Source organism: Nocardia brasiliensis NBRC 14402, from assembly GCF_000308475.2.
Taxonomy (GTDB): domain Bacteria; phylum Actinomycetota; class Actinomycetes; order Mycobacteriales; family Mycobacteriaceae; genus Nocardia; species Nocardia brasiliensis.
Window position 1 is genome coordinate 48,058 of record NZ_BAFT02000113.1, and the last position, 19,364, is coordinate 67,421.

The 19,364-nt window shown below is 69.4% G+C and carries 19 protein-coding genes; 16 read left to right on the plus strand and 3 right to left on the minus strand.

Going from position 1 to position 19,364, the window contains the following annotated elements; genetic code table 11:
- Positions 1-108: 108 nt before the first annotated feature.
- Positions 109-1,344, plus strand: a complete 1,236-nt coding sequence (locus TY25_RS39475) for a sensor histidine kinase (RefSeq protein ID WP_042265371.1) — start codon at positions 109-111, stop codon at positions 1,342-1,344.
- Positions 1,341-2,030, plus strand: coding sequence for a winged helix-turn-helix domain-containing protein (locus TY25_RS39480; RefSeq protein ID WP_014988578.1), 690 nt, complete (start codon positions 1,341-1,343; stop codon positions 2,028-2,030). Before TY25_RS39475 ends, TY25_RS39480 begins: the two co-directional genes overlap by 4 nt.
- Positions 2,031-2,094: 64 nt before the next feature.
- On the opposite strand, the gene TY25_RS39485 is transcribed toward TY25_RS39480, so the two are convergent.
- On the minus strand, positions 2,095-2,445 hold the full coding sequence (locus TY25_RS39485; RefSeq protein ID WP_042265372.1) for a hypothetical protein: 351 nt from the start codon (positions 2,443-2,445) through the stop codon (positions 2,095-2,097).
- Between the two features lie 146 nt (positions 2,446-2,591).
- Positions 2,592-3,458 (minus strand): DUF3109 family protein, encoded by an 867-nt coding sequence (locus TY25_RS39490; RefSeq protein ID WP_081869392.1) that lies wholly within the window; start codon positions 3,456-3,458, stop codon positions 2,592-2,594.
- 66 nt (positions 3,459-3,524) lie between these two features.
- Here TY25_RS39490 and TY25_RS39495 point away from each other — a divergent pair, with 66 nt between their 5' ends.
- From TY25_RS39495 to TY25_RS39530, 9 genes are all read left to right on the plus strand, one after another.
- Complete coding sequence (locus TY25_RS39495) at positions 3,525-4,559, plus strand: Ppx/GppA family phosphatase (RefSeq protein ID WP_042265373.1); 1,035 nt, start codon at positions 3,525-3,527, stop codon at positions 4,557-4,559.
- On the plus strand, positions 4,556-6,088 hold the full coding sequence (locus tag TY25_RS43525; RefSeq protein ID WP_052383496.1) for an Rv0497 family membrane protein: 1,533 nt from the start codon (positions 4,556-4,558) through the stop codon (positions 6,086-6,088). Before TY25_RS39495 ends, TY25_RS43525 begins: the two co-directional genes overlap by 4 nt.
- Before the next feature lie 225 nt (positions 6,089-6,313).
- Positions 6,314-7,174: a sugar phosphate isomerase/epimerase family protein gene (locus TY25_RS39505; protein ID WP_029899765.1), complete on the plus strand. Its 861-nt coding sequence runs from the start codon at positions 6,314-6,316 to the stop codon at positions 7,172-7,174.
- A 268-nt stretch (positions 7,175-7,442) separates the two neighbouring features.
- Entirely contained in the window at positions 7,443-8,327 is an 885-nt protein-coding gene (locus tag TY25_RS39510) for a thioesterase family protein (protein ID WP_081869400.1), read from the plus strand.
- Positions 8,328-8,354: 27 nt separating this feature from the next.
- Entirely contained in the window at positions 8,355-9,230 is an 876-nt protein-coding gene (gene proC, locus TY25_RS39515; protein ID WP_042265374.1) for a pyrroline-5-carboxylate reductase, read from the plus strand.
- A gap of 295 nt (positions 9,231-9,525) precedes the next feature.
- Positions 9,526-9,810, plus strand: a complete 285-nt coding sequence (locus tag TY25_RS39520) for a helix-turn-helix domain-containing protein (RefSeq protein ID WP_226887150.1) — start codon at positions 9,526-9,528, stop codon at positions 9,808-9,810.
- A gap of 255 nt (positions 9,811-10,065) precedes the next feature.
- A complete protein-coding gene (locus tag TY25_RS42285; RefSeq protein ID WP_003402602.1) occupies positions 10,066-10,167 on the plus strand; it encodes a 30S ribosomal protein bS22 in 102 nt (33 codons plus the stop codon).
- A gap of 170 nt (positions 10,168-10,337) precedes the next feature.
- Entirely contained in the window at positions 10,338-11,417 is a 1,080-nt protein-coding gene (locus tag TY25_RS39525; protein WP_052383497.1) for an NAD-dependent epimerase/dehydratase family protein, read from the plus strand.
- The gene (locus TY25_RS39530) at positions 11,414-12,439 is read left to right on the plus strand and encodes a lysophospholipid acyltransferase family protein (RefSeq protein WP_042265376.1); all 1,026 of its coding nucleotides are present in this window, start codon (positions 11,414-11,416) and stop codon (positions 12,437-12,439) included. The genes TY25_RS39525 and TY25_RS39530 overlap by 4 nt, the downstream gene beginning before the upstream one ends.
- A gap of 114 nt (positions 12,440-12,553) precedes the next feature.
- Here TY25_RS39530 and TY25_RS39535 read toward each other — a convergent pair whose 3' ends face one another.
- Entirely contained in the window at positions 12,554-13,507 is a 954-nt protein-coding gene (locus TY25_RS39535; protein WP_042265541.1) for an HAD family hydrolase, read from the minus strand.
- 186 nt (positions 13,508-13,693) lie between these two features.
- On the opposite strand from TY25_RS39535, the gene TY25_RS39540 reads away from it, so the two are divergent.
- From TY25_RS39540 to TY25_RS39560, 5 genes are all read left to right on the plus strand, one after another.
- Entirely contained in the window at positions 13,694-13,954 is a 261-nt protein-coding gene (locus TY25_RS39540) for a glutaredoxin family protein (protein WP_029899445.1), read from the plus strand.
- A 251-nt stretch (positions 13,955-14,205) separates the two neighbouring features.
- Positions 14,206-15,063 carry a redox-sensing transcriptional repressor Rex gene (locus TY25_RS39545; RefSeq protein WP_042265378.1) on the plus strand — a complete coding sequence of 286 codons (858 nt, stop codon included), beginning with the start codon at positions 14,206-14,208 and terminating at the stop codon, positions 15,061-15,063.
- Positions 15,064-15,136: 73 nt separating this feature from the next.
- The gene (locus tag TY25_RS39550) at positions 15,137-16,576 is read left to right on the plus strand and encodes a glutamyl-tRNA reductase (protein WP_042265380.1); all 1,440 of its coding nucleotides are present in this window, start codon (positions 15,137-15,139) and stop codon (positions 16,574-16,576) included.
- Between the two features lie 34 nt (positions 16,577-16,610).
- Complete coding sequence (hemC, locus tag TY25_RS39555) at positions 16,611-17,669, plus strand: hydroxymethylbilane synthase (RefSeq protein ID WP_042265383.1); 1,059 nt, start codon at positions 16,611-16,613, stop codon at positions 17,667-17,669.
- A complete protein-coding gene (locus TY25_RS39560; RefSeq protein WP_014988562.1) occupies positions 17,666-19,231 on the plus strand; it encodes a bifunctional uroporphyrinogen-III C-methyltransferase/uroporphyrinogen-III synthase in 1,566 nt (521 codons plus the stop codon). Before hemC ends, TY25_RS39560 begins: the two co-directional genes overlap by 4 nt.
- Positions 19,232-19,364 lie beyond the last annotated feature (133 nt).

A 19,364-nucleotide genomic window follows, 5' to 3' on the forward strand; every position in this document is an offset into this window, starting at 1 on the left:
AGAACGGCGCGTAAACGGGGGGCGAACAGGGCCGGAAGGCGCTATGACCTGCGCGAAACATCGCGCACCCAGCGATAGTTGAACCTTCCGCGACCGTACGATTCAAAGGTGAGTGTTCCGCAGGCGGTGCTATTGGCAGTCCTGGCGGCTGTCGTAGGGCTGGCAGTCGGCGGGCTACTGATTCCCTATATGAACGCCCGGCAGGCCGCCCGCAGGCAGGCCGACTCGGGGTTGACCATGTCGCAGGTGCTCGATCTGATCGTGCTCGCCTCCGAGAGCGGCATCGCCGTCGTCGACGAGTACCGCGACGTGGTGCTGGTGAATCCGCGCGCCGAGGAACTCGGCCTGGTCCGCAACCGGCTGCTCGACGAGCGCGCCTGGACCGCGGTGGAGAAAGTGCTCGCCACCGGTGAGTCCGCCGAATTCGACCTCACCGCGAAGAATCCGGTGCCCGGTCGCGGCCGGATCGCCGTACGCGGCGTCGCGCGTCAGCTCTCGCGCGAGGACACCAATTTCACCGTGCTGTTCGCCGACGACGACTCCGAACAGGCGCGGATGGAGGCGACGCGGCGCGACTTCGTGGCCAACGTCAGCCACGAGCTGAAGACCCCGGTCGGCGCGATGAGCCTGCTGGCCGAGGCCATGCTCGAGTCGGCGGAGGACCCCGAGGCGGTGCGGCACTTCGGCCAGCGGGTGTTGGGTGAGTCACGGCGTCTCGGGAAAATGGTGACCGAACTCATTGCGCTGTCGCGGCTGCAGGGCGCGGAGAAGCTGCCCGAGCTCGAGGTGGTCGACGTGGACACCGTCGTTATGCAGGCGGTGGACCGTTCCCGGACCGCCGCGGAGGCCGCCGGCATCACCGTCAGCACCGACCGCCCGAGCGGGCTCGAGGTGCTCGGCGACGAAACGTTGCTGGTCACAGCCCTGTCCAATCTGGTCGAGAACGCGATAGCGTACTCACCGGCCGGTTCGCACGTGTCGGTCAGCCGCTCGTTGCGCGGCGATCATGTCGCGATGGCCGTGACCGATCGCGGCATCGGGATCGCGAAAGAAGACCAGGAGCGCGTGTTCGAGCGCTTCTTCCGATCGGACAAGGCGCGCTCGCGCGCCACCGGCGGGACCGGGCTCGGCCTGGCTATCGTCAAGCACGTGGCAGCCAACCACAACGGTGAGATCACCCTGTGGAGCAAGCTGGGCACGGGCTCGACGTTCACGCTGCGAATACCTGCCCACCACGAGACCGACGGAGAAGAGGATTCCGCCGGACCGACGGTGAGCACGAGAGAAACAAGCCCGCGCCCCACGGGGCCGGGCCGACCCAATGGTGTGGAGGCACGCAGATGACGAGTGTGTTGATCGTCGAGGATGAGGAGTCGCTGGCCGATCCGCTCGCGTTCCTGCTGCGCAAGGAGGGCTTCGAGGTCACCGTGGTCGGTGACGGCCCGTCCGCGCTCGCCGAGTTCGATCGGTCCGGCGCCGATATCGTGCTGCTCGATCTCATGCTGCCCGGCATGAGCGGCACGGATGTCTGCAAGCAGCTGCGCACCCGCAGCGGCGTGCCGGTGATCATGGTGACGGCGCGCGACAGCGAGATCGACAAGGTGGTCGGGCTCGAGCTCGGCGCCGACGACTATGTGACCAAGCCGTACTCGGCGCGTGAGCTCATCGCGCGCATCCGGGCCGTGCTGCGCCGCGGTGCGGGCGACGAACTGGACGGCGGCAACGAGAGCGGCGTGCTGGAGGCGGGCCCCGTCCGGATGGACGTGGACCGGCACACCGTGCTGGTGAACGGCAAGCCGGTCACCCTGCCGCTGAAGGAATTCGATCTGCTCGAATACCTGCTGCGCAATTCCGGCCGCGTGCTGACCCGTGGCCAGCTGATCGACCGCGTCTGGGGCGCCGACTACGTCGGCGATACCAAAACCCTCGACGTGCACGTCAAGCGGCTGCGGTCGAAGATCGAGGCCGACCCGGCGAAGCCGGAACACCTGGTCACCGTGCGTGGCCTGGGCTACAAGCTCGAGGCCTAGAAAAGGGCGAAAAAGAACGAACCCCTGTGCACGGGTGCACAGGGGTTCGTGTCGTACGTATGGTTCAGGCGCCCTCGGCAGGCTGGCCGAGGTAGGTCCAGGTGGGGCCGACGCCGGGCACGTCGACCTTGCTCAACGTGATCCACCCGAAATCGTCTTCCTGCAGGCAGTCGTAGATGTCCGCGGTGCTCGTGCCGCGGCACGCGATGGTGCGCGCGGTGCCGTAGGGGCTCATGATCACGCTCTTGCCCGCGGCCGCCGCGCCGAGCGCCTCGGGGGTGTTGGCCGGCACGAAATTGGCGGTGACATCGAAGTACTTGGCGGGGTCGCCGTTCGGCTCCGCGTGGGCCACACCGGTGAGGCACAGTGTTGCGCCCGCGGCAACGGCCGCCATGGTCAGAACTTTCTTGGACATGACCGCACATCAAACCCTAAACAGGTGACGAGCGCACTCCCTCCGAATGAACGTAATGCACACCTGGATTCGAGTGACTCGCTTTTCGCGGTGCCGTCACCCGCCGGTCATTTCCGCCTGCTCGGTCACCTGCGCGTGGCGCCCGTTCAGGCCGTCGCGGAGTCCTGCACCCGGCTCGCGTGCACGGTGGCGGGGTGAATTGCGATGAGCCCCAGCCCTTCTCGGCGCCGGCAATGCCTGGACAGTTCCTCGTAGGCGGGCGCGCCGAGCAGTTCTTTCAGCTCCGGGCCGTAGGACTGCCAGACCGGCCGGCTGCCGACGTGCGCGTCCGGCGAGCCCGAGCAGTACCAGTCGAGGTCGGCGCCGCCCGGGCCCCAGCCGCGGCGGTCGTATTCGGTGATCGTGGTGCGCAGGATCTGCACGCCGTCGGGGCGGTCCACCCAATCCTGGGTGCGCCGGATGGGCAGTTGCCAGCACACGTCCGGTTTGACCTCCAGCGGCTCGATGCCGCGGCGCAGCGCCATGGTGTGCAGCGAGCAGCCCACCCCGCCTTCGAAGCCGGGCCGGTTGAGGAAAATGCAGGCGCCGTCGAAGCGCCGGGTGCGCAACGCGGGCTCGTCCTCGAGCTCGTCGAGTTCCAGATAGCCCTTCTTGGTGACCTTGCCCGCGGCGTCGGTCGCCTCGCCCATCAGCTGCCAATCGGCAGGTGTGAGCATTTTCACAGCGTTCTGCAGCCGTTTGCGATCGTCCTTGTCGGAGAGGAACGCGCCGTGCGAGCAGCAGCCGTCGTCGGGCCGATCGCCCAGGATGCCCTGACATGCCGGGGTGCCGAAGACACACGTCCAGCGCGACAGTAGCCAGGTCAGATCGGCGACGATGAGATGCTCATCGTTTGCTGGATCGACGAACTCGATCCACTCGCGCGGGAAATCCAGATCCACCTCGGGGCTCGGATCGATCTTTCCCGCAGGTCGGGGCCGGGCCGAGTCATTGGCTGATGCGCCTACCGTCACACTGCCAGACGCTAACAGTTCACCGGCTTGGCCTGAAGGGGTGGCCGACTCCAGTACCGTGTTCTTGTGCGGCTAGGGGTACTCGACGTCGGAAGCAATACCGTCCACCTGCTCGTGGTGGACGCGCACCGGGGCGGACACCCCATGCCCATGAGCTCCACGAAAGCGACGCTACGGCTGTCGGAAAACATGGACGACGAGGGCCGGATCACCGAATCCGGCGCGCAGCGGCTGATCGCGACCGTCGCCGAATTCGCCAGCATCGCCGAGACTTCCAGGTGCGTCGAGCTGATGCCGTTCGCCACCTCGGCGCTGCGCGAAGCCACCAACTCCGAGGCGGTGCTCGGGCGTGTCCGCGCCGAGACCGGCGTCGATCTGCAGGTGCTCACCGGTGTCGACGAGGCCAGGCTGACCTTCCTCGCGGTGCGGCGCTGGTTCGGCTGGAGCGCGGGCCGCATTCTCAACCTCGACATCGGCGGCGGCTCGCTGGAGATGACGAACGGCGGCGACGAGGAACCCGACGTCTCGCTCTCGCTGCAACTCGGGGCCGGACGGTTGACCAGAGAGTGGCTGCGCGAGGACCCGCCGGGTAAGCGCCGGGTCAACGTGCTGCGCGACTGGCTCGACGCGGAGCTCGCCCTGCCCGCGAAACAGCTGATCGACGCCGGTAAACCGGACCTGGCGGTGGGCACGTCGAAGACCTTCCGCTCGCTGGCCCGGCTGACCGGCGCCGCACCCTCTGCCGCGGGGCCGCGGGTGCGTCGTACACTCACCAGCTCAGGTCTGCGCCAACTGATTGCGTTCATCTCGCGAATGACGGCCGCCGACCGTGCAGAATTGGAAGGCGTAAGTTCCGATCGGTCACAGCAATTGGTGGCTGGCGCATTGATCGCGGAGGCGAGTATGCGGGCACTATCGCTGGAGTCCCTCGAGATTTGTCCGTGGGCGCTGCGGGAAGGGCTGATCCTGCGCAAACTGGATACCGACATGAACGGCGGACCCCGAGCGACAGCCATACCGGGCCCGGCGACCGACAGCGGCCGCCCGGCGCCCGGCGATGGTGTGGCGCTATCGGGGCCGATAGGAACGGTTTCGTCATGAGTGAGGATTCCAAGCAGCTGTCGGTCGCCGAGCTGCTGGCCCGGAACGGGCAGCAGGGCGCGTCGTCCGGCGGCGGCAGGCGGCGCCGCGGCGGCCGGGGCATCTCGGTGGCCGAGCTGACCGGTGACATGCCTGCCATCGGCAGCGGCCAGTCGTCGCATGCGGCACCCGACGACGCGGCCGACGAGCCGGTCTACGAGACACCGTCGTACGAACCGCCCACGCCGGAACCTGTCTCGTATACGCCGTCGCCGGAACCGTATTCGCCGATGTCGGGCCCGATCTCGATGTACGACCCGCTCGCCGCGTACGCCCAGCCGGAACCGCAGGACGATCCCCCGCCCGGTCGCTCGAACCGGGTGATGCCCGGGCGGGAGATGCCGTCGTCGCGGCATACGCCCGCGGCCGATCCGCTCTCGCCGGGCACGCCGGTCGGGGATCTGTACGCGCCTTCGCCCAATCCGTATGCGCCCTCGCCCAATCCGTACGCGGTCCCGCCCGCCGAGGAGTCCTCGGCGCGGTCCGGTCGCCGGCGCAGGCATGCCGAGCCGGAGGAAGAGACCACCGAGGTGCGCCCGCCGCTGCGGGATCTCGGCCGGCCGGAGCCGGGTGCCGCGAGCAGCGGTCTGCCCGACCGTGCGGGCCCGACCGGCAGGCCACCCCGCGACGAGCGCAACGGCGCGGGCGGCCGAGCCGCACGCCGGCGCGCCGCGGAAGCCGACGAGTTCGAGGCCGGGCCGTCGACCGCCGCGTGGAACGGTTTCGCGGCCGAGGCGCCGCCCGAACCCAGGACCGCCGCGCCGTGGGCGCCGACCCCCGAACCCAAGCCGGAGCTGGAACGAAGATCCAACCAGCGCAACGGCGAGCGCGCGTTACCCGCCTGGTCGGCACGAAGACACAAACCTGCCGCGCCGGAACCCGAGGACGTCGAGCCGGAGTCCGGTGGCCTGCCGACCGCCGCGTGGTCGCTGGCCAGCCAGGACCAGCAATTGCTTTCCGGCCAGACCGTCGCGGGCGATCTGCTCCGGGACGGTGTCGAGCGAGCCGAACGCGCGAGTGCCGGTCGAGGCAAACGCGGTTCGAAGCGGGATGTCGCGCCGCACGAGGACGAACTCGACATCTACGACGGCAAGACCGATTTCTACGAGCCGGTCGAGTTGGCCGACGAGAACGACGACGACCTCGACGACCATGAGGAGCGCGGGCCGGGCCGGGCCGCCGCGCGCCGCCGCTCGTCTCGCGTCGCGCGCAAGGCCGAGTTCGACGCCAACCGCCGGCAGTGGTTGATCCTGGGCGGGCAGAGCACCGGCGCGGCCGTGGCGGGCATGCTGCTGTTCAAGGGTTTCGAGCGCATGTGGGAGATGCTGCCCTGGGTGGCGCTGGCCCTGGCGATGATCGTGATCCTCGGTCTGGTCGCCCTGGTCCGGATTCTGCGCCGGACCGATGACGTGCTGAGCACGGTGATCGCGGTGGTCGTCGGCGTCTTCGTCACGCTGGGACCGCTAGCCTTTCTGCTCAGTACGAACTGAGGCAGGGGAGCGGCTGTGGGCAAGATCGGGCAGGCGAACGAGACCACGGCGCGGCACGCGCCCGCAACCGCGGCGTGGCAGGGGGCCGAAACCGCAGCGCGGCAGGCGCCCGACACGGCAGCGCGGCAGGGGGTCGATACCGCCGGGCGGCAGACGGTCGACGCCGACGTGCGTCCGGCCGCCGTCGCCCCCGGTGAACCGGCCGGCGGTGCGGATCGACGGCAGATCCTGGTCGGGCTGTCGACGGCGTCGGTCTATCCGCAGAACACCGAGGCCGCCTTCCGGTACGCGGCCGAAATCGGTTACGACGGCGTCGAATTGATGGTCTGGGCCGAGCCGGCCAGTCAGAGCATCGCCACCGTGCAGTCCTATGCGCGCAAGTACGACGTGCCGGTCATCGCGATTCACGCGCCGTGCCTGTTGATCTCGCAGCGGGTGTGGGGCGCGGACCCGGCCGCCAAACTCGAACGCAGCGTGCGCACCGCGGAGGCCCTGGGTGCGCGCACCGTGGTGGTGCACCCGCCGTTCCGCTGGCAGCGCAGGTACGCGGAGAATTTCGCGGATCAGGTGGCCGAGCTCGAGGCCGACAGCGAGGTCGTCGTCGCGGTGGAGAACATGTTCCCGATGCGCGCCGACACCCTGTTCGGGCGCGGGGCGCGGTCGGTGAAGCGCTTGGAGCGCCGCGGCGGCCCCGGCATCGGGCTCACCGCGTTCAGCCCGTCCTACGATCCGACCGATACCGGATTCGCGCACTACACCCTGGACCTCTCGCACACCGCGACCGCGGGCGCGGACCCCTTGGCGCTGGCCGCCCGGATGGGCCCGGGTCTGGCGCATCTGCATCTCGCCGACGGACGCGGGGCCGCGCACGACGAGCACCTGATCCCCGGCGAGGGCACCCAGCCGTGCGTCGAGCTGTGCGAGACGCTGGTCCGCACCGGTTTCACAGGGCAGGCGGTCGCGGAGATCAATACCCAGAACGCGCGCACCACGCAGGCTCGCGCGGCGATGTTGCATCGCACGCTCGCGTTCGCGCGCCTGCATCTCAACGGCGTGACCGCGCCGACGCCCGCAATTCACCCCTGAATCCTTGCGCCGCAACAAAATAGTCTGCGCCGCTGCGAAATAATCTGTACCCCAACGAAATAGGTGCCGTTATTTCGCGCATTCCGTTGACTTCGCGCATCCGAAACAGTCGGCAAACCGGGGGTGTGCCGATCGTAAAGTGTGCGCCAGTGTGATGTATGCGACCGAGGGTGAACGGGAAGCCCGATCCGGTTCGTTCTACGCTGTATGAATGTCGCGGAACGGTAACCCTGCCCGCCGACGCGGTGAGCCGACGACAGGAGTGACGATGACGGCCGACCTGGATCTCACACAGGCCACGGCGACCGACGCCCCGTTCAGCCGGGTGCTCGCGCTGACCGAACTGCTCTCGACGACCCCCGACACCGGTCGCTACCTCGGCATGATCGACAAGGTCTGGACGATCGGCAAGAAGGTGCACGGCGGCACCATGGTCGCGGCCAGTGCCGCGGCGGGCCTGAAGTGGCTGCGCGCGGCCGACCCCGCGCTGGCCGATATGGCTCCGGTCGCCGCCAGCTCGGACTTCCTCGGCGCGCCCGACCCGGGCGAGGTCGAATACGAGGTGCATATCCGCAAGATCGGCCGGCAGATCTGCCTCGCCGACACCAACCTGATGCAGCACGGGCGGACACTGGTGCGCACCGCGCTGACGTTCAGCCGCTTGGACGACGCCGAACCGCGCTACGCCCGTCAGCACGACGACATGCCGGTCGAACCGCCCGCCGACGCCATCGGCTACGGGCCGGACTCGCCGATGAGCAGCGTCGTGCACGTCGGCCAGGGCGCCGAGCTGTACATCGATCGGGACTGGGCCCGCTTCCTCGAAGGTCAGCAGGGCGAGCCCCGGCTGCGGTTGTGGCTGCGCCCGCGTCCGGGTGACGAACAGAACGCCGAGACCGCCATGTTCATGGCGATGATGGGCGCGGACATGAGCCCGCCGGTGCCGGTGAACCTCGGTCATTTCGGCTGGGCGCCGACCGTTCAGATGGCCACCTACCTGCGGCGCAAGCCGGCTGCGGGCTGGCTGCGCATCATCGCGACCACGCACGAAGTGGGCGAGCGCATGTTCGACGAGGACCAGCTGGTGCTCGACTCGACCGGCGCCGTCGTAGCGCAGAGCAGGCAGCTGGCGCTCATCCCGCAACAGCGCTGAGTTCGCCCTCGCATAGCCTTGACTCCCATGACGAGAATTGCGGTTATCGGTGGCGGACGCATCGGGGAGGCGCTGATCGCGGGCTTACTCGAGTCCGGACGGTTGGCGAAGGACCTGGTTGTCGTCGAGCCGGTGACCGAGCGGGCCGCGCAGATCGCCGAGCAGTTCTCGGTGCGGGTGACCGATTCCGTCGCCGACGCCGCGGTCGGCGCGGACCTGTTGGTCGTCGCGGTGAAACCCGCCGACGTGGACGCCGTGATGACCGCGCTCGGCAAGGCCGCGCTCAGCGACAACGCCAGTGTGGGCAACGATCGGGACCAGATTCTGGTGTCGCTGGCGGCCGGTGTGCCGACCGCGCGTCTGGAGGCGAAGCTGCCCGCCGGCTTCCCGGTGGTCCGGGTGATGCCGAATACGCCGATGCTGGTCGGTCAGGGCATGAGCGTGATCGCGCCGGGCCGGTACGCCCGGGCCCAGCAGCTGGAACTGGTGACCGACGTGCTGGGCGCGGTCGGCAAGGTGGTGACGGTCGCGGAAGCCCAGATGGACGCGGTCACCGCGGTCTCCGGGTCGGGCCCCGCCTATTTCTTCCTGATCGTCGAGGCCATGGTGGACGCCGGCGTCGGCCTCGGCCTGACCCGTGAGGTGGCCACCGAACTGGTGGTGCAGACCATGATCGGTTCGGCGGCGCTGCTGCAGGAGTCCGAGCAGAGTGCGGCCGAGTTGCGGGCCGCGGTCACCTCCCCGGCGGGCACCACCGCGGCCGCGGTCCGTGAGCTGGAGCGTGGCGGCGTCCGTTCGGCGTTCCTGGAGGCGTTGCACGCCGCCAAGCAGCGCTCGGCCGAGCAAGGCGGCGTGAGCGACGGTCCGGTCGGCGTCGGGACCGGAGTCGGCGCCGGAGCGTGAGCCGGCCCGCCCTCGGCGCGCGACACGACGAAGGGCCGGACTCGCCGTGAGTTTGCTCCCACCGGATCCGGACCGACGGGGCAAATCGGGCCTGGACGGCGGCGAGGCGAACATCGCACATCCGCGGGATGACCGGTCGGATTCCGATCGGAAAAGCTTATTTCTCACTCCCGTCGCAGTAACACCACTGGTCCCGCTAAGCTTCAAGGAGCACGTGCGTGTCTGTTCCGCCGGTGGGGAAGCCGGCGGCGCGGACGTGCCGGAGGTCAATGGTGCAATGATGTCTTCGAACAAGATGTCTGCAAGTAGCTCAGGGAGTTCGAGTGGCTCCGGTCCCTCGGGCAGCCGGGGCGGTTCCCGGGCACCGAGTGGTCCGGGTGCGCAGGGTCAACCCATGCTCGGCGGCACTCAATTTCTCACGGTCGCCGAGGTGGCGAGCCTGATGCGAGTGTCCAAGATGACGGTGTACCGGCTGGTGCATTCCGGTGAGCTGCCCGCAGTGCGGGTGGGTCGGTCGTTCCGGGTGCACGCCAAGGCGGTACACGACTATCTGGAAACGTCCTACTTCGACGCGGGCTGAGACGGCTGCGGTCACCCCGACGCAGGCGGTCGCCGGACGCGTTCCGGCGGCGAGCGATCAGGCGGTTTCGAAGGTCGTCGGACGTGCCGGTACGATAGATCCTCGGTTCGTGTTCGCCCGCCGGTGGCACCGCTTCTGGGTGCCCCGAGGTATCCGGCGGCGCGGGCACTGGGCGTGAGGCTTGCCGAGCGACCGGTCAGTTGGCGCACGTGAGTAGCGTGCGCGCCGAGTAGAGAGAACGCGAGGAACAACCCTATGGGTTCTGTGATCAAGAAGCGCCGCAAGCGCATGTCGAAGAAGAAGCACCGCAAGCTGCTTCGCCGCACACGTGTGCAGCGGCGCAAACTCGGCAAGTAAACGCTGCGCGTCAACTGCAAGGCCCGTCACCGAAGAGGTGGCGGGCCTTTCGGTATTTCGGTGATTGAAGTCATCGTTAGAACCTGGTAAATCCCATCGGAACGCACAGACGCAGCGGCTACCCTAGGAACGGGGCAAAATGAAGTGGGGGCTTGTCAAGGTGGGATGCGGTGCCGGCTGGTTCTGAAGTTCGGGACGGACACACACCGAAGGTGGTGTTGGTAACCGGTGCGAGCCGCTTTTTCGGCGGCAATGTGGTCGCTCGTCTCGCGCAGGATCCCGGTATCGAACGCATTCTCGCCGTCGACACCATGACCCCCAGCCGGGAATTGCAGCGCCGCATGGGCCGCGCCGAGTTCGTCCGCGCGGATATCCGAAATCCCTTGATCCGCAAGGTGGTCGACGGCAGCGCCGTGGATACCGTGGTGCACACCGCGGTGCTGGCCAAGCCGCCCGCCGGCGCGTCGCGTGCGGTGATGAAGGACCTCAACGTGCTCGGCGCCATGCAGCTGCTCGCGGTGTGCCAGAAGGCGCCGACGGTGCGCCGGGTGGTGGTGCGTTCCTCGTCCGCGGTGTACGGCTGCAGCGCGAAGGACCCCGCGAAATTCGCGGAGGAAATGAGCGCGCGCACGCCGCCGAGCGGTGGCTTCGCCCGCGACATGATCGAAATCGAAGGGTATGTGCGCGGATTGGCCCGGCGCCGGCCCGATATCGCGACGACAATTCTGCGTTTCGCACCGATCGTCGGGCCGCGCCTGGCCGGGCGCGGTGCGCAGTATCTGCGGTCCCCGCTCACGCCGACCGTGTTCGGCCGCGACGCCAGGATGCAACTGGTGCACGAGGAGGACGCGGTCGCCGCGCTGGCGCACGCCGCGCTCGCCGGGCGCGGCGGCACCGTCAACGTGGCCGGTGACGGCGCGCTGGCGCTGTCGCAGGCGGTGCGGCGGGCCGGGCGGATCGAATTGCCGGTTCCGTTCGCGCTCTTCCGCAGCGCGGGGCGGATTCTGATGGGGCCGGTGATGCGCGAATTCTCCGGCGAGCAGCTCGACTATTTCCATTTCGGTTGTGGCCTGGACACCACCCGGATGCGGGCCGAACTCGGTTTCGTGCCGCGCTGGACCACGGTGCAGGCCTTCGACGACTTCATCGGGGGCGCAGCGTCGCGGCCCGTCATCGACCCCAAGTGGATCGATGCCGCAGAATCCAGACTGCTCGGCCTGCTCGGGGCCGGTACGGGAGCACAGCAATGAACGACGTAGCGAAAGTCATCCAACTCCACGACATACAGGTCGAGGCGCGGCCGCGCCCGCCCGCCCGGCGCTGGCCCGAACACCCGCAGGGCGAGGCGCCCGGCCAGGTGACGTCGCTGACCGAGCGGCTCGCCGCCGCCGAACCGCCTGCCCCGCAATCGCTCTCGGACCTGGTGCGGGGTGCGATCGGCAAGCAGATCGGCAAGACCGCGGAGTTCGCCCGGCGCCGGCTCACCGGCGACTACCAGGTGGACGAGTTCGGTTTCGACGAGCACCTGCTCGAGTCGGTGTTGCTGCCCGCGCTGCGGCCGATGTCGGAGCTGTGGTTCCGGGCCGAGGTGAGCGGCATGGCCAACATTCCGGAGGTGGGTGGCGCGCTGATCGTGGCCAACCACGCCGGCACCGTGCCGCTGGACGGGCTGATGCTGCAGCTGGCGATCCACGATCGGCATCCGAAGCAGCGGGCGCTGCGGCTGCTGGCCGCCGACCTGATCTTCGAGACGCCGGTGCTGGGCTCGCTGGCCAGGAAGGCCGGGCACACGCTGGCCTGCCGGGAAGACGCCGAAAGGCTGCTCCGCGCAGGCGAATTGACCGGTGTCTTCCCCGAAGGTTTCAAAGGCGTCGGCAAGCAATACGCCGACCGCTACAAGCTGCAGCGGTTCGGCCGCGGCGGTTTCGTGGCCGCGGCGGTACGCACCGGCGTGCCGATCATCCCGTGCTCCATCGTCGGCTCCGAGGAGATCTACCCGAAGCTGGCCGACATCAAGCCGCTGGCCCGGTTGCTCGGTTTGCCGTATTTCCCGGTGACGCCGCTGTTTCCGCACCTCGGCCCGCTCGGCGCGCTACCGCTGCCGTCGAAGTGGTACATCGAATTCGGCACACCCATCCCGACCACCGGCTACGAGCCGGAGGCGGCCGACGACCCGATGACCATGTTCGAGGTCACCGACCAGGTGCGCGAGACCATCCAGTCGACGCTGTACAAACTGCTCACCAAGCGCCGCAACCCGTTCACCGGGTAGCGACGGGCGCCGGGTGCGTCGCGCCACCCGTCGTCCCGGCGAACGCCGGGCACCAGTCGGTAAACCCCTCGGCCGCACTGGTTTCCGGCGTTCGCCGGACCGACGGGTGCCGGCTCAGTGATCGCGTTTGCGGGTGACCGCCGCGGCCACCGCGCCACCGGCCGCGCCGAGCGCCAAAGCCGTTGGCACACCGATCTTCGCGGCCTTGCGGCCGGTGCGGAAATCGCGGATCTCCCAGCCCCGGTTCTTCGCGACCTCGCGTAAGTCGGAGTCCGGGTTGATCGCGACCGCGGTGCCGACCAGCGAGAGCATCGGCACGTCGTTGTGGCTGTCGGAGTAGGCGCTACAGCGCTTGAGGTTCAACCCTTCCCGGATCGCCAGCGTGCGTACCGCGTGCGCCTTGCCGAGTCCGTGCAGGATGTCGCCGACCAGGCGGCCGGTGAACTTGCCGTCCACGCTCTCGGCCACCGTGCCCAGCGCGCCGGTCAGCCCGAGGCGCTTGGCGATCACCTGCGCCAGCTCGACCGGTGTGGCGGTGACCAGCCACACCTGCTGGCCGGCGTCCAGGTGCATCTGCGCGAGAGCTCTTGTGCCCGGCCAGATCTTGTCGGCGATGATCTCGTCGTAGATCTCCTCGCCGAGCTCGGCCAGCTCGGCGGTGGGGCGCCCGGCGATGAACGCCAGCGCCTTCTCCTTGCCGCTGGCCATGTCGGAGCTGTTCTCCCGCCCGGTGACCCGGAACTTGACCTGCTTCCACGCCACGTCGACCAGGTCGGAGGTCTTGAAGTACTTGCGCGCGGCCAGGCCGCGGGCGAAGTGCACGATGGACGCGCCCTGCACCATCGTGTTGTCCACGTCGAAGAACGCCGCCGCGGTCAGGTCGCGCGGCACCTCGGGGCTGGTCGGATCCGGCTCCGCCGCCGCCAATTCCGCGTCGTGCAGCGAGAGCGCGGCATCGGCGCTCGCCTCACCGGCCAGGTTGGCGCGCAGCTCCTCCTCGCTCGGACCGAACGGACTGCGCGGAATGCGGGCCAGTTGATCCTGCAGACCCTGGCCGATCTCGCCCAGGTTCCAGCGCGCCGGAAACTCGCCGAATCGTCCCGCGATGAATCCGGCCCTTGCCACCCTCGATCGTTCCGGCACCAGTACCTCCGCCCGTCGCGCGAACCACGTCCACAGTAACCGGGGGAGGCGACAGTCAGCGCAGGACCTGGCAGACCGATTCGGGTGTGGCGAGGGGATTTAATATCCGCCATGACCAATCCCACACATTCGGTGACCCTGTTGACCAGATCCGGCTGTGGCCTGTGCGTCACCGCGCTGGACCAGCTGCGCGTGATCTGCGCCGATTTCGGGATCGAGCCCGCGACCGTCGACGTGGACGAGGCGGTGGCCACCGATCCCGGCCTGCGCGCGGAGTTCGGCGACCGGTTGCCGGTGGTGCTGCTCGACGGTCGTGAGCACAGCTATTTCGACGTCGACGAGGGCCGATTGCGTGCCGACCTGAGCCGCTGAGTAATAGCGATGGCGGTCCTTTTCGGCCGCAGCGCTGGTCGCGGCCGAAAATGAGGCCAATTTCACCGACTTTGTGAAGGGCTGCACAAGCGGTTACGGTGGTGGCACGCGGACCCGCTCGCCGAGGCTGCGGGCCCACCGCGTACAGACACCCAGCATTGCGACACTTCGACCATGGCACCGGACCGTCCCGGGCCAGAGGTCCAGCGACGAACCGGAACCCGATCGGGCCGGAACGAGGAGCCGACGACGTGACAGAGCAGCATGAGGCGCCCGGCGGCGTCTCCGGCAGGGCTCTGCAGCGAGGCATCCCGCAAGCGACCGTGGCGCGGCTGGCGACCTATCTCCGAGTCCTTGCCACATTGGCCGACGAGGGTGTTGCCATCGTATCGAGTGAGGAACTGGCTGTCGCGGCGGGTGTCAATTCCGCCAAGCTGCGCAAGGACCTTTCCTTCCTCGGGCCCAACGGGGTACGGGGTGTCGGCTATGACGTAGCCAAGCTACGGGCCAGGATCGAGGATGTGCTCGGCCTGTCGCAGGGACACCGCGTGGTGCTCGTCGGCGCCGGGAATCTCGGCCGGGCCCTGGTCGGCTACGGCGGGTTCCAGCGGCGCGGCTTCACCGTGGTCGGCATCTTCGACAACGACATCGAGGTGATCGGTATGCCGGTGGCCGGGCTGGTGGTGCGCGATGTCGCCGAGCTGGCCGGCGCGGTCGCCGCGCTGGAACCGACCATCGCGGTCATCACCGTGCCCGACGACGCCGCCCAGGACGCCTGTGACCGACTGGTCGCGGCCGGGCTGGAGTCCATTCTGAGCTTCGCGCCCTGCGAGTTGCTCGCGCCCGCCTCGGTCGAGGTGCGCCGGGTCGATCTGGCGGTCGAATTGCAGATGCTCTCGTTCGAACGGGTGCGCAACGCCGACAGCGCGGCCGTCCCGGCCGTCGCCGAACCCGAGGTGGCGCGGGCCGTCTCCGGCCGGATCGCGCACCGCTCGCCCACCCACACCTCGGCCGCTCACCCGGCACTCAAGCATTCGGCAGCCGCGCACACGGCGACCTCGCATACGGCAACGGAGCCAAAGAGCAAGGGATCGGTGGTTACTCCATGAGCGAGCGAAGCGAGCGAATCGTGATACAGCGTGCCCTGCGCATGCCGAAGCCGAGCGGCAGCGAGGCGCAGGCATGAGTATCTTGTTGGTCGGTATTTCGCACCGGAGCGCGCCCGTTTCGGTGCTGGAGAAGGTGGCGATCACCGAGACCGATCGACCCAAGCTGATCGACCGCCTGCTGGCTTCCAGTCACGTGTCCGAGGCGATGATCGTCTCCACCTGCAACCGCGTGGAGGTCTACGCGGTCGTCGACGCCTTCCACGGTGGTCTCGCCGAGGTCGGCGATCTGCTCACCAAGCATTCCGGACTGCCGCTGCCCGATCTGACCAAGCACGCGTACGTCCGCTACAGCGAGGCCGCCGCCGAGCATCTGTTCGCGGTGGCCAGCGGGCTGGATTCGATGGTGATCGGTGAGCAGCAGGTGCTCAGCCAGATCCGCGGCGCCTACGCCTCCGCCGACGCCCAGCAGGCGGTCGGGCGGACCCTGCACGAGCTGGCTCAGCACGCGCTGCGGGTGGGCAAGCGGGTGCACTCGGAGACCGGAATCGACCGGGCCGGTGCGTCGGTGGTGTCGGTGGCGCTCGATCGCGCGCAGCAGGTGCTCGGCCCGCTGGCCGGGCGTACCGCGGTGGTCGTCGGCGCCGGTGCGATGGGCGGCCTCGCGGTGGCGCATCTCTCGCGGGCCGGCATCGGCCGGATCATCGTGGTGAACCGCACCATGGCGCGGGCGAAGCGGCTCGCCGAGACCGCGGGCACGCACGGCGTCGAGGCCGAGGCGCGCGAGCTGTCCCGGCTCACCGAGGCGATGGCGGTGGCCGACGTGGTCGTCACCTGCACCGGTGCGGTCGGCAACGTGGTGACGCTGGCCGACACCCACCGGGCCCTGGCCGATCGGGAGCGCGCGGGCGAATTCGCCACGGCGGAACGGCCTTTGGTGTTCTGCGACCTGGGTCTGCCCCGCGATGTCGAGCACGCGGTGGCCGGGCTGCCCGGCGTCACGGTGATCGATATCGAGACGCTGCAACGCGATCCGGCCGCGGGCGCGGCCGCCGACGACACCGCCGCGGCGCGCTCGATCGTCGCCGACGAACTCGCCAAGTACCTGACCGGCCAGCGGATGGCCGAGGTCACCCCGACCGTCGCCGCGCTGCGCCAGCGCGCCGCCGAGGTGGTGGAAGCCGAACTGCTGCGGCTGGATTCGCGGCTGCCCAGCCTGGCCGACCCGGAGCGCGACGAGGTCGCCCGCACCGTGCGCCGCGTGGTGGACAAGCTGCTGCACGCTCCGACGGTACGGGTCAAGCAGCTCGCCTCGACTCCGGGCGGCGACAGCTACGCCGAGGCGTTGCGCGAGCTGTTCGAGCTGAAACCGGGTGCGGCGCAAGCGGTTGCCGCGCCGATGGAGATCACCGCGATCGGCGAGCACGCCGGCCTGCTGCGCGCCGACGCCGATATCGCGCTGGCGGACGACTTCACCGCGAGTCACCGCGCCGACGAACAGGGGCAGACGGCATGAGCCCGCGGCCCCCGGGCACCGACGAGGTGCGCCCATGACACTCGTGCAGGAAGAGGACACCGTGACGGCAGCAAACATGCGCTCGCCGTGGCGGATCGGCACTCGCGGCAGCCTGCTCGCGCTGACCCAGGCGGGCACGATCCGCGATGCGCTGGTCGCCGCGGGTCATCCGGCCGAGCTGGTGGTGATCAAGACCGCGGGCGATCTGTCCGCCGAGCCGGTGCAGCAGATCGGGATCGGCGTCTTCACCTCGGCGCTGCGCGACGAACTCGTCGCGGGCACCATCGACATCGCGGTGCACTCGTACAAGGATCTGCCGACCGCCCAGGACGAGCGGTTCACCATCGCCGCCATCCCGGCGCGCGAGGACCCGCGCGACGCGCTGGTGGCGCGCGACGGTCTCGTGCTCGGTGAGCTGCCGCCGGGGGCCAAGGTCGGCACGTCCGCGCCGCGGCGCGCATCGCAGCTGCGGGCGCTCGGTCTCGGCCTGGACATCGTCGCGCTACGCGGCAACCTGGACACCCGGCTGCGCAAGGTCAGCGAGGGGCACCTGGACGCGGTCGTGGTCGCCAAGGCCGGGCTCGCCCGGATCGGCAGGCTCGACGCGGTCACCGAGGCGCTGGAGCCGGTGCAGATGCTGCCCGCCCCCGGCCAGGGTGCGCTGGCGATCGAATGCCGCAGCGACGCGGGCGAACTCATCGAGGCGCTGGCGGCCTTCGACGATGCCGCCACCCGGGCGGCGATCACCGCCGAGCGGGCGTTGCTCGCCGAGCTGGAGGCCGGATGCTCCGCGCCGGTCGGCGCGCTGGCCGAGGTGGTCGAGTCGATCGACGACGACGGGCGCATCTTCGACGAGCTCTCGCTGCGCGGCTGCGCCGCTGCTATCGACGGTTCCGACGTGCTCAGAGCGTCGGTGGTCGGCGCGCCGGAGAACGCGGAGCAGCTCGGCCGCGCGCTGGCCCGCGAACTACTGGAACTGGGCGCGCGTGAGCTGCTCAGTGTGCCCGAACCGGATGCCGGTTCATCCACCGCGGCGGTGAGTGCGCCCGCCACAGACTTCACCCAACCCAGCCCAATGGAGAACAGCCAATGAGCGCGCGAGCAACTAAGAAGCACCCCGGTCGGATCCTTTTCGTCGGGTCGGGTCCCGGTGACCCGGCGTTGCTGACGGTGCGTGCCCGCGAGGTGATCGGGCGCGCCACCCTGGCGTTCACCGACCCCGATGTGGACAAGGGCGTGCTGGCCCTGATCGGGACCGCGGTCGAGCCCGGCCCCGACGGCGAACGTCCGGTCGACGTGCGGCCCGCGCTCGGTGAACCCGCCGAGGTGGCCAAGACGCTGATCGCGGAGGCCCGCAACGGTTTCGACGTGGTGCGGGTGGTCGCCGGCGATCCGCTCACCACCGATTCGGTGATCGCCGAGGTGAACGCGGTGACCCGCTCGCACATGGTGTTCGAGGTGCTGCCCGGGCTGCCCAACGGCTCGGCCGTGCCCAGCTACGCCGGCATCGCGCTCGGCTCCGGGCACACCGAGGCCGATGTGCGCGGCGAAGTGGACTGGGCCGCGCTCGCCGCCGCGCCGGGACCGCTGGTGCTGCACGCGACCTCGGGCCACCTGGCCGAAACCGCCAGTGCCCTGGTGGAACACGGCATGGCGCCGCAGACCCCGGTCGCGGTGACCGTGCGCGGCACCACGCGCCAGCAGCGCACCATCGAGGCGACCCTGGCCACGCTGAACAGCGCGGCCTCCGAACTGGTCGGCCCGCTGGTGGTGACCATCGGCAAGGTGGTCGCGTCCCGGTCGAAGATGTCCTGGTGGGAGTCGCGCGCCCTGTACGGCTGGACCGTGCTGGTGCCGCGCACCAAGGACCAGGCGGGGGAGATGAGCGAGCGGCTCGTCACCCACGGCGCCATCCCGATGGAGGTGCCGACCATCGCGGTCGAGCCGCCGCGCAGCCCCGCCCAGATGGAGCGGGCGGTCAAGGGTCTGGTCGACGGCCGCTACCAGTGGGTGGTGTTCACCTCCACCAACGCGGTGCGCGCGGTGTGGGAGAAGTTCGCCGAATTCGGTTTGGACGCACGGGCTTTCTCCGGCGTGAAGATCGCCTGCGTCGGTGAGGCCACCGCGGACAAGGTGCGCTCGTTCGGTATCAATCCGGAATTGGTGCCCAGCGGGGAACAGTCCTCCGAGGGTCTGCTCGCCGACTTCCCGCCCTACGACGACGTTTTCGATCCGGTGAACCGGGTCCTGTTGCCGCGCGCCGATATCGCGACCGAGACGCTGGCCGAGGGGCTGCGCGACCGCGGCTGGGAAATCGACGACGTGACTGCCTACCGGACGGTGCGCGCCTCGCCGCCGCCCGCGGAGACCCGCGAGATGATCAAGACCGGCGGTTTCGACGCGGTCCTGTTCACCTCGTCCTCCACGGTCCGCAACCTGGTCGGCATCGCGGGCAAACCGCACGCGCGCACCATCGTCGCGTGTATCGGCCCGAAGACCGCCGAGACCGCCATCGAGTTCGGCTTGCGCGTCGACGTGCAACCCGAGGTCGCGCAGGTCGGTCCGCTGGTCGAGGCGCTCGCCGAGCACGCCGCCCGGTTGCGCGCCGAGGGTCTGCTGCCGCCGCCGCGCAAGAAGAGCCGCCGCAGCCGCTGACCCGGTCCGCTGGATCGTCACACCGCCCGAACCGAATCCGGTTCGGGCGGTGCTGTTTTCGGACGACACAGCGTTACCGCCGGCACGGCTTGTCCGCTGGCACGGTTCGACCGCCGGAACAGGTTGACTGACG

Bases quoted from the DNA above. Each gene is read 5' to 3' on its own strand.
- TY25_RS39480 (WP_014988578.1), top strand. From the start codon at position 1,341: ATGACGAGTGTGTTGATCGTCGAGGATGAGGAGTCGCTGGCCGATCCG.
- TY25_RS39485 (WP_042265372.1), bottom strand. From the start codon at position 2,445: ATGTCCAAGAAAGTTCTGACCATGGCGGCCGTTGCCGCGGGCGCAACA.
- TY25_RS43525 (WP_052383496.1), top strand. From the start codon at position 4,556: ATGAGTGAGGATTCCAAGCAGCTGTCGGTCGCCGAGCTGCTGGCCCGG.
- TY25_RS39510 (WP_081869400.1), top strand. From the start codon at position 7,443: ATGACGGCCGACCTGGATCTCACACAGGCCACGGCGACCGACGCCCCG.
- proC (WP_042265374.1), top strand. From the start codon at position 8,355: ATGACGAGAATTGCGGTTATCGGTGGCGGACGCATCGGGGAGGCGCTG.
- TY25_RS39520 (WP_226887150.1), top strand. From the start codon at position 9,526: ATGTCTGCAAGTAGCTCAGGGAGTTCGAGTGGCTCCGGTCCCTCGGGC.
- TY25_RS42285 (WP_003402602.1), top strand. From the start codon at position 10,066: ATGGGTTCTGTGATCAAGAAGCGCCGCAAGCGCATGTCGAAGAAGAAG.
- TY25_RS39530 (WP_042265376.1), top strand. From the start codon at position 11,414: ATGAACGACGTAGCGAAAGTCATCCAACTCCACGACATACAGGTCGAG.
- TY25_RS39540 (WP_029899445.1), top strand. From the start codon at position 13,694: ATGACCAATCCCACACATTCGGTGACCCTGTTGACCAGATCCGGCTGT.
- TY25_RS39550 (WP_042265380.1), top strand. From the start codon at position 15,137: ATGAGTATCTTGTTGGTCGGTATTTCGCACCGGAGCGCGCCCGTTTCG.
- hemC (WP_042265383.1), top strand. From the start codon at position 16,611: ATGACACTCGTGCAGGAAGAGGACACCGTGACGGCAGCAAACATGCGC.
- TY25_RS39560 (WP_014988562.1), top strand. From the start codon at position 17,666: ATGAGCGCGCGAGCAACTAAGAAGCACCCCGGTCGGATCCTTTTCGTC.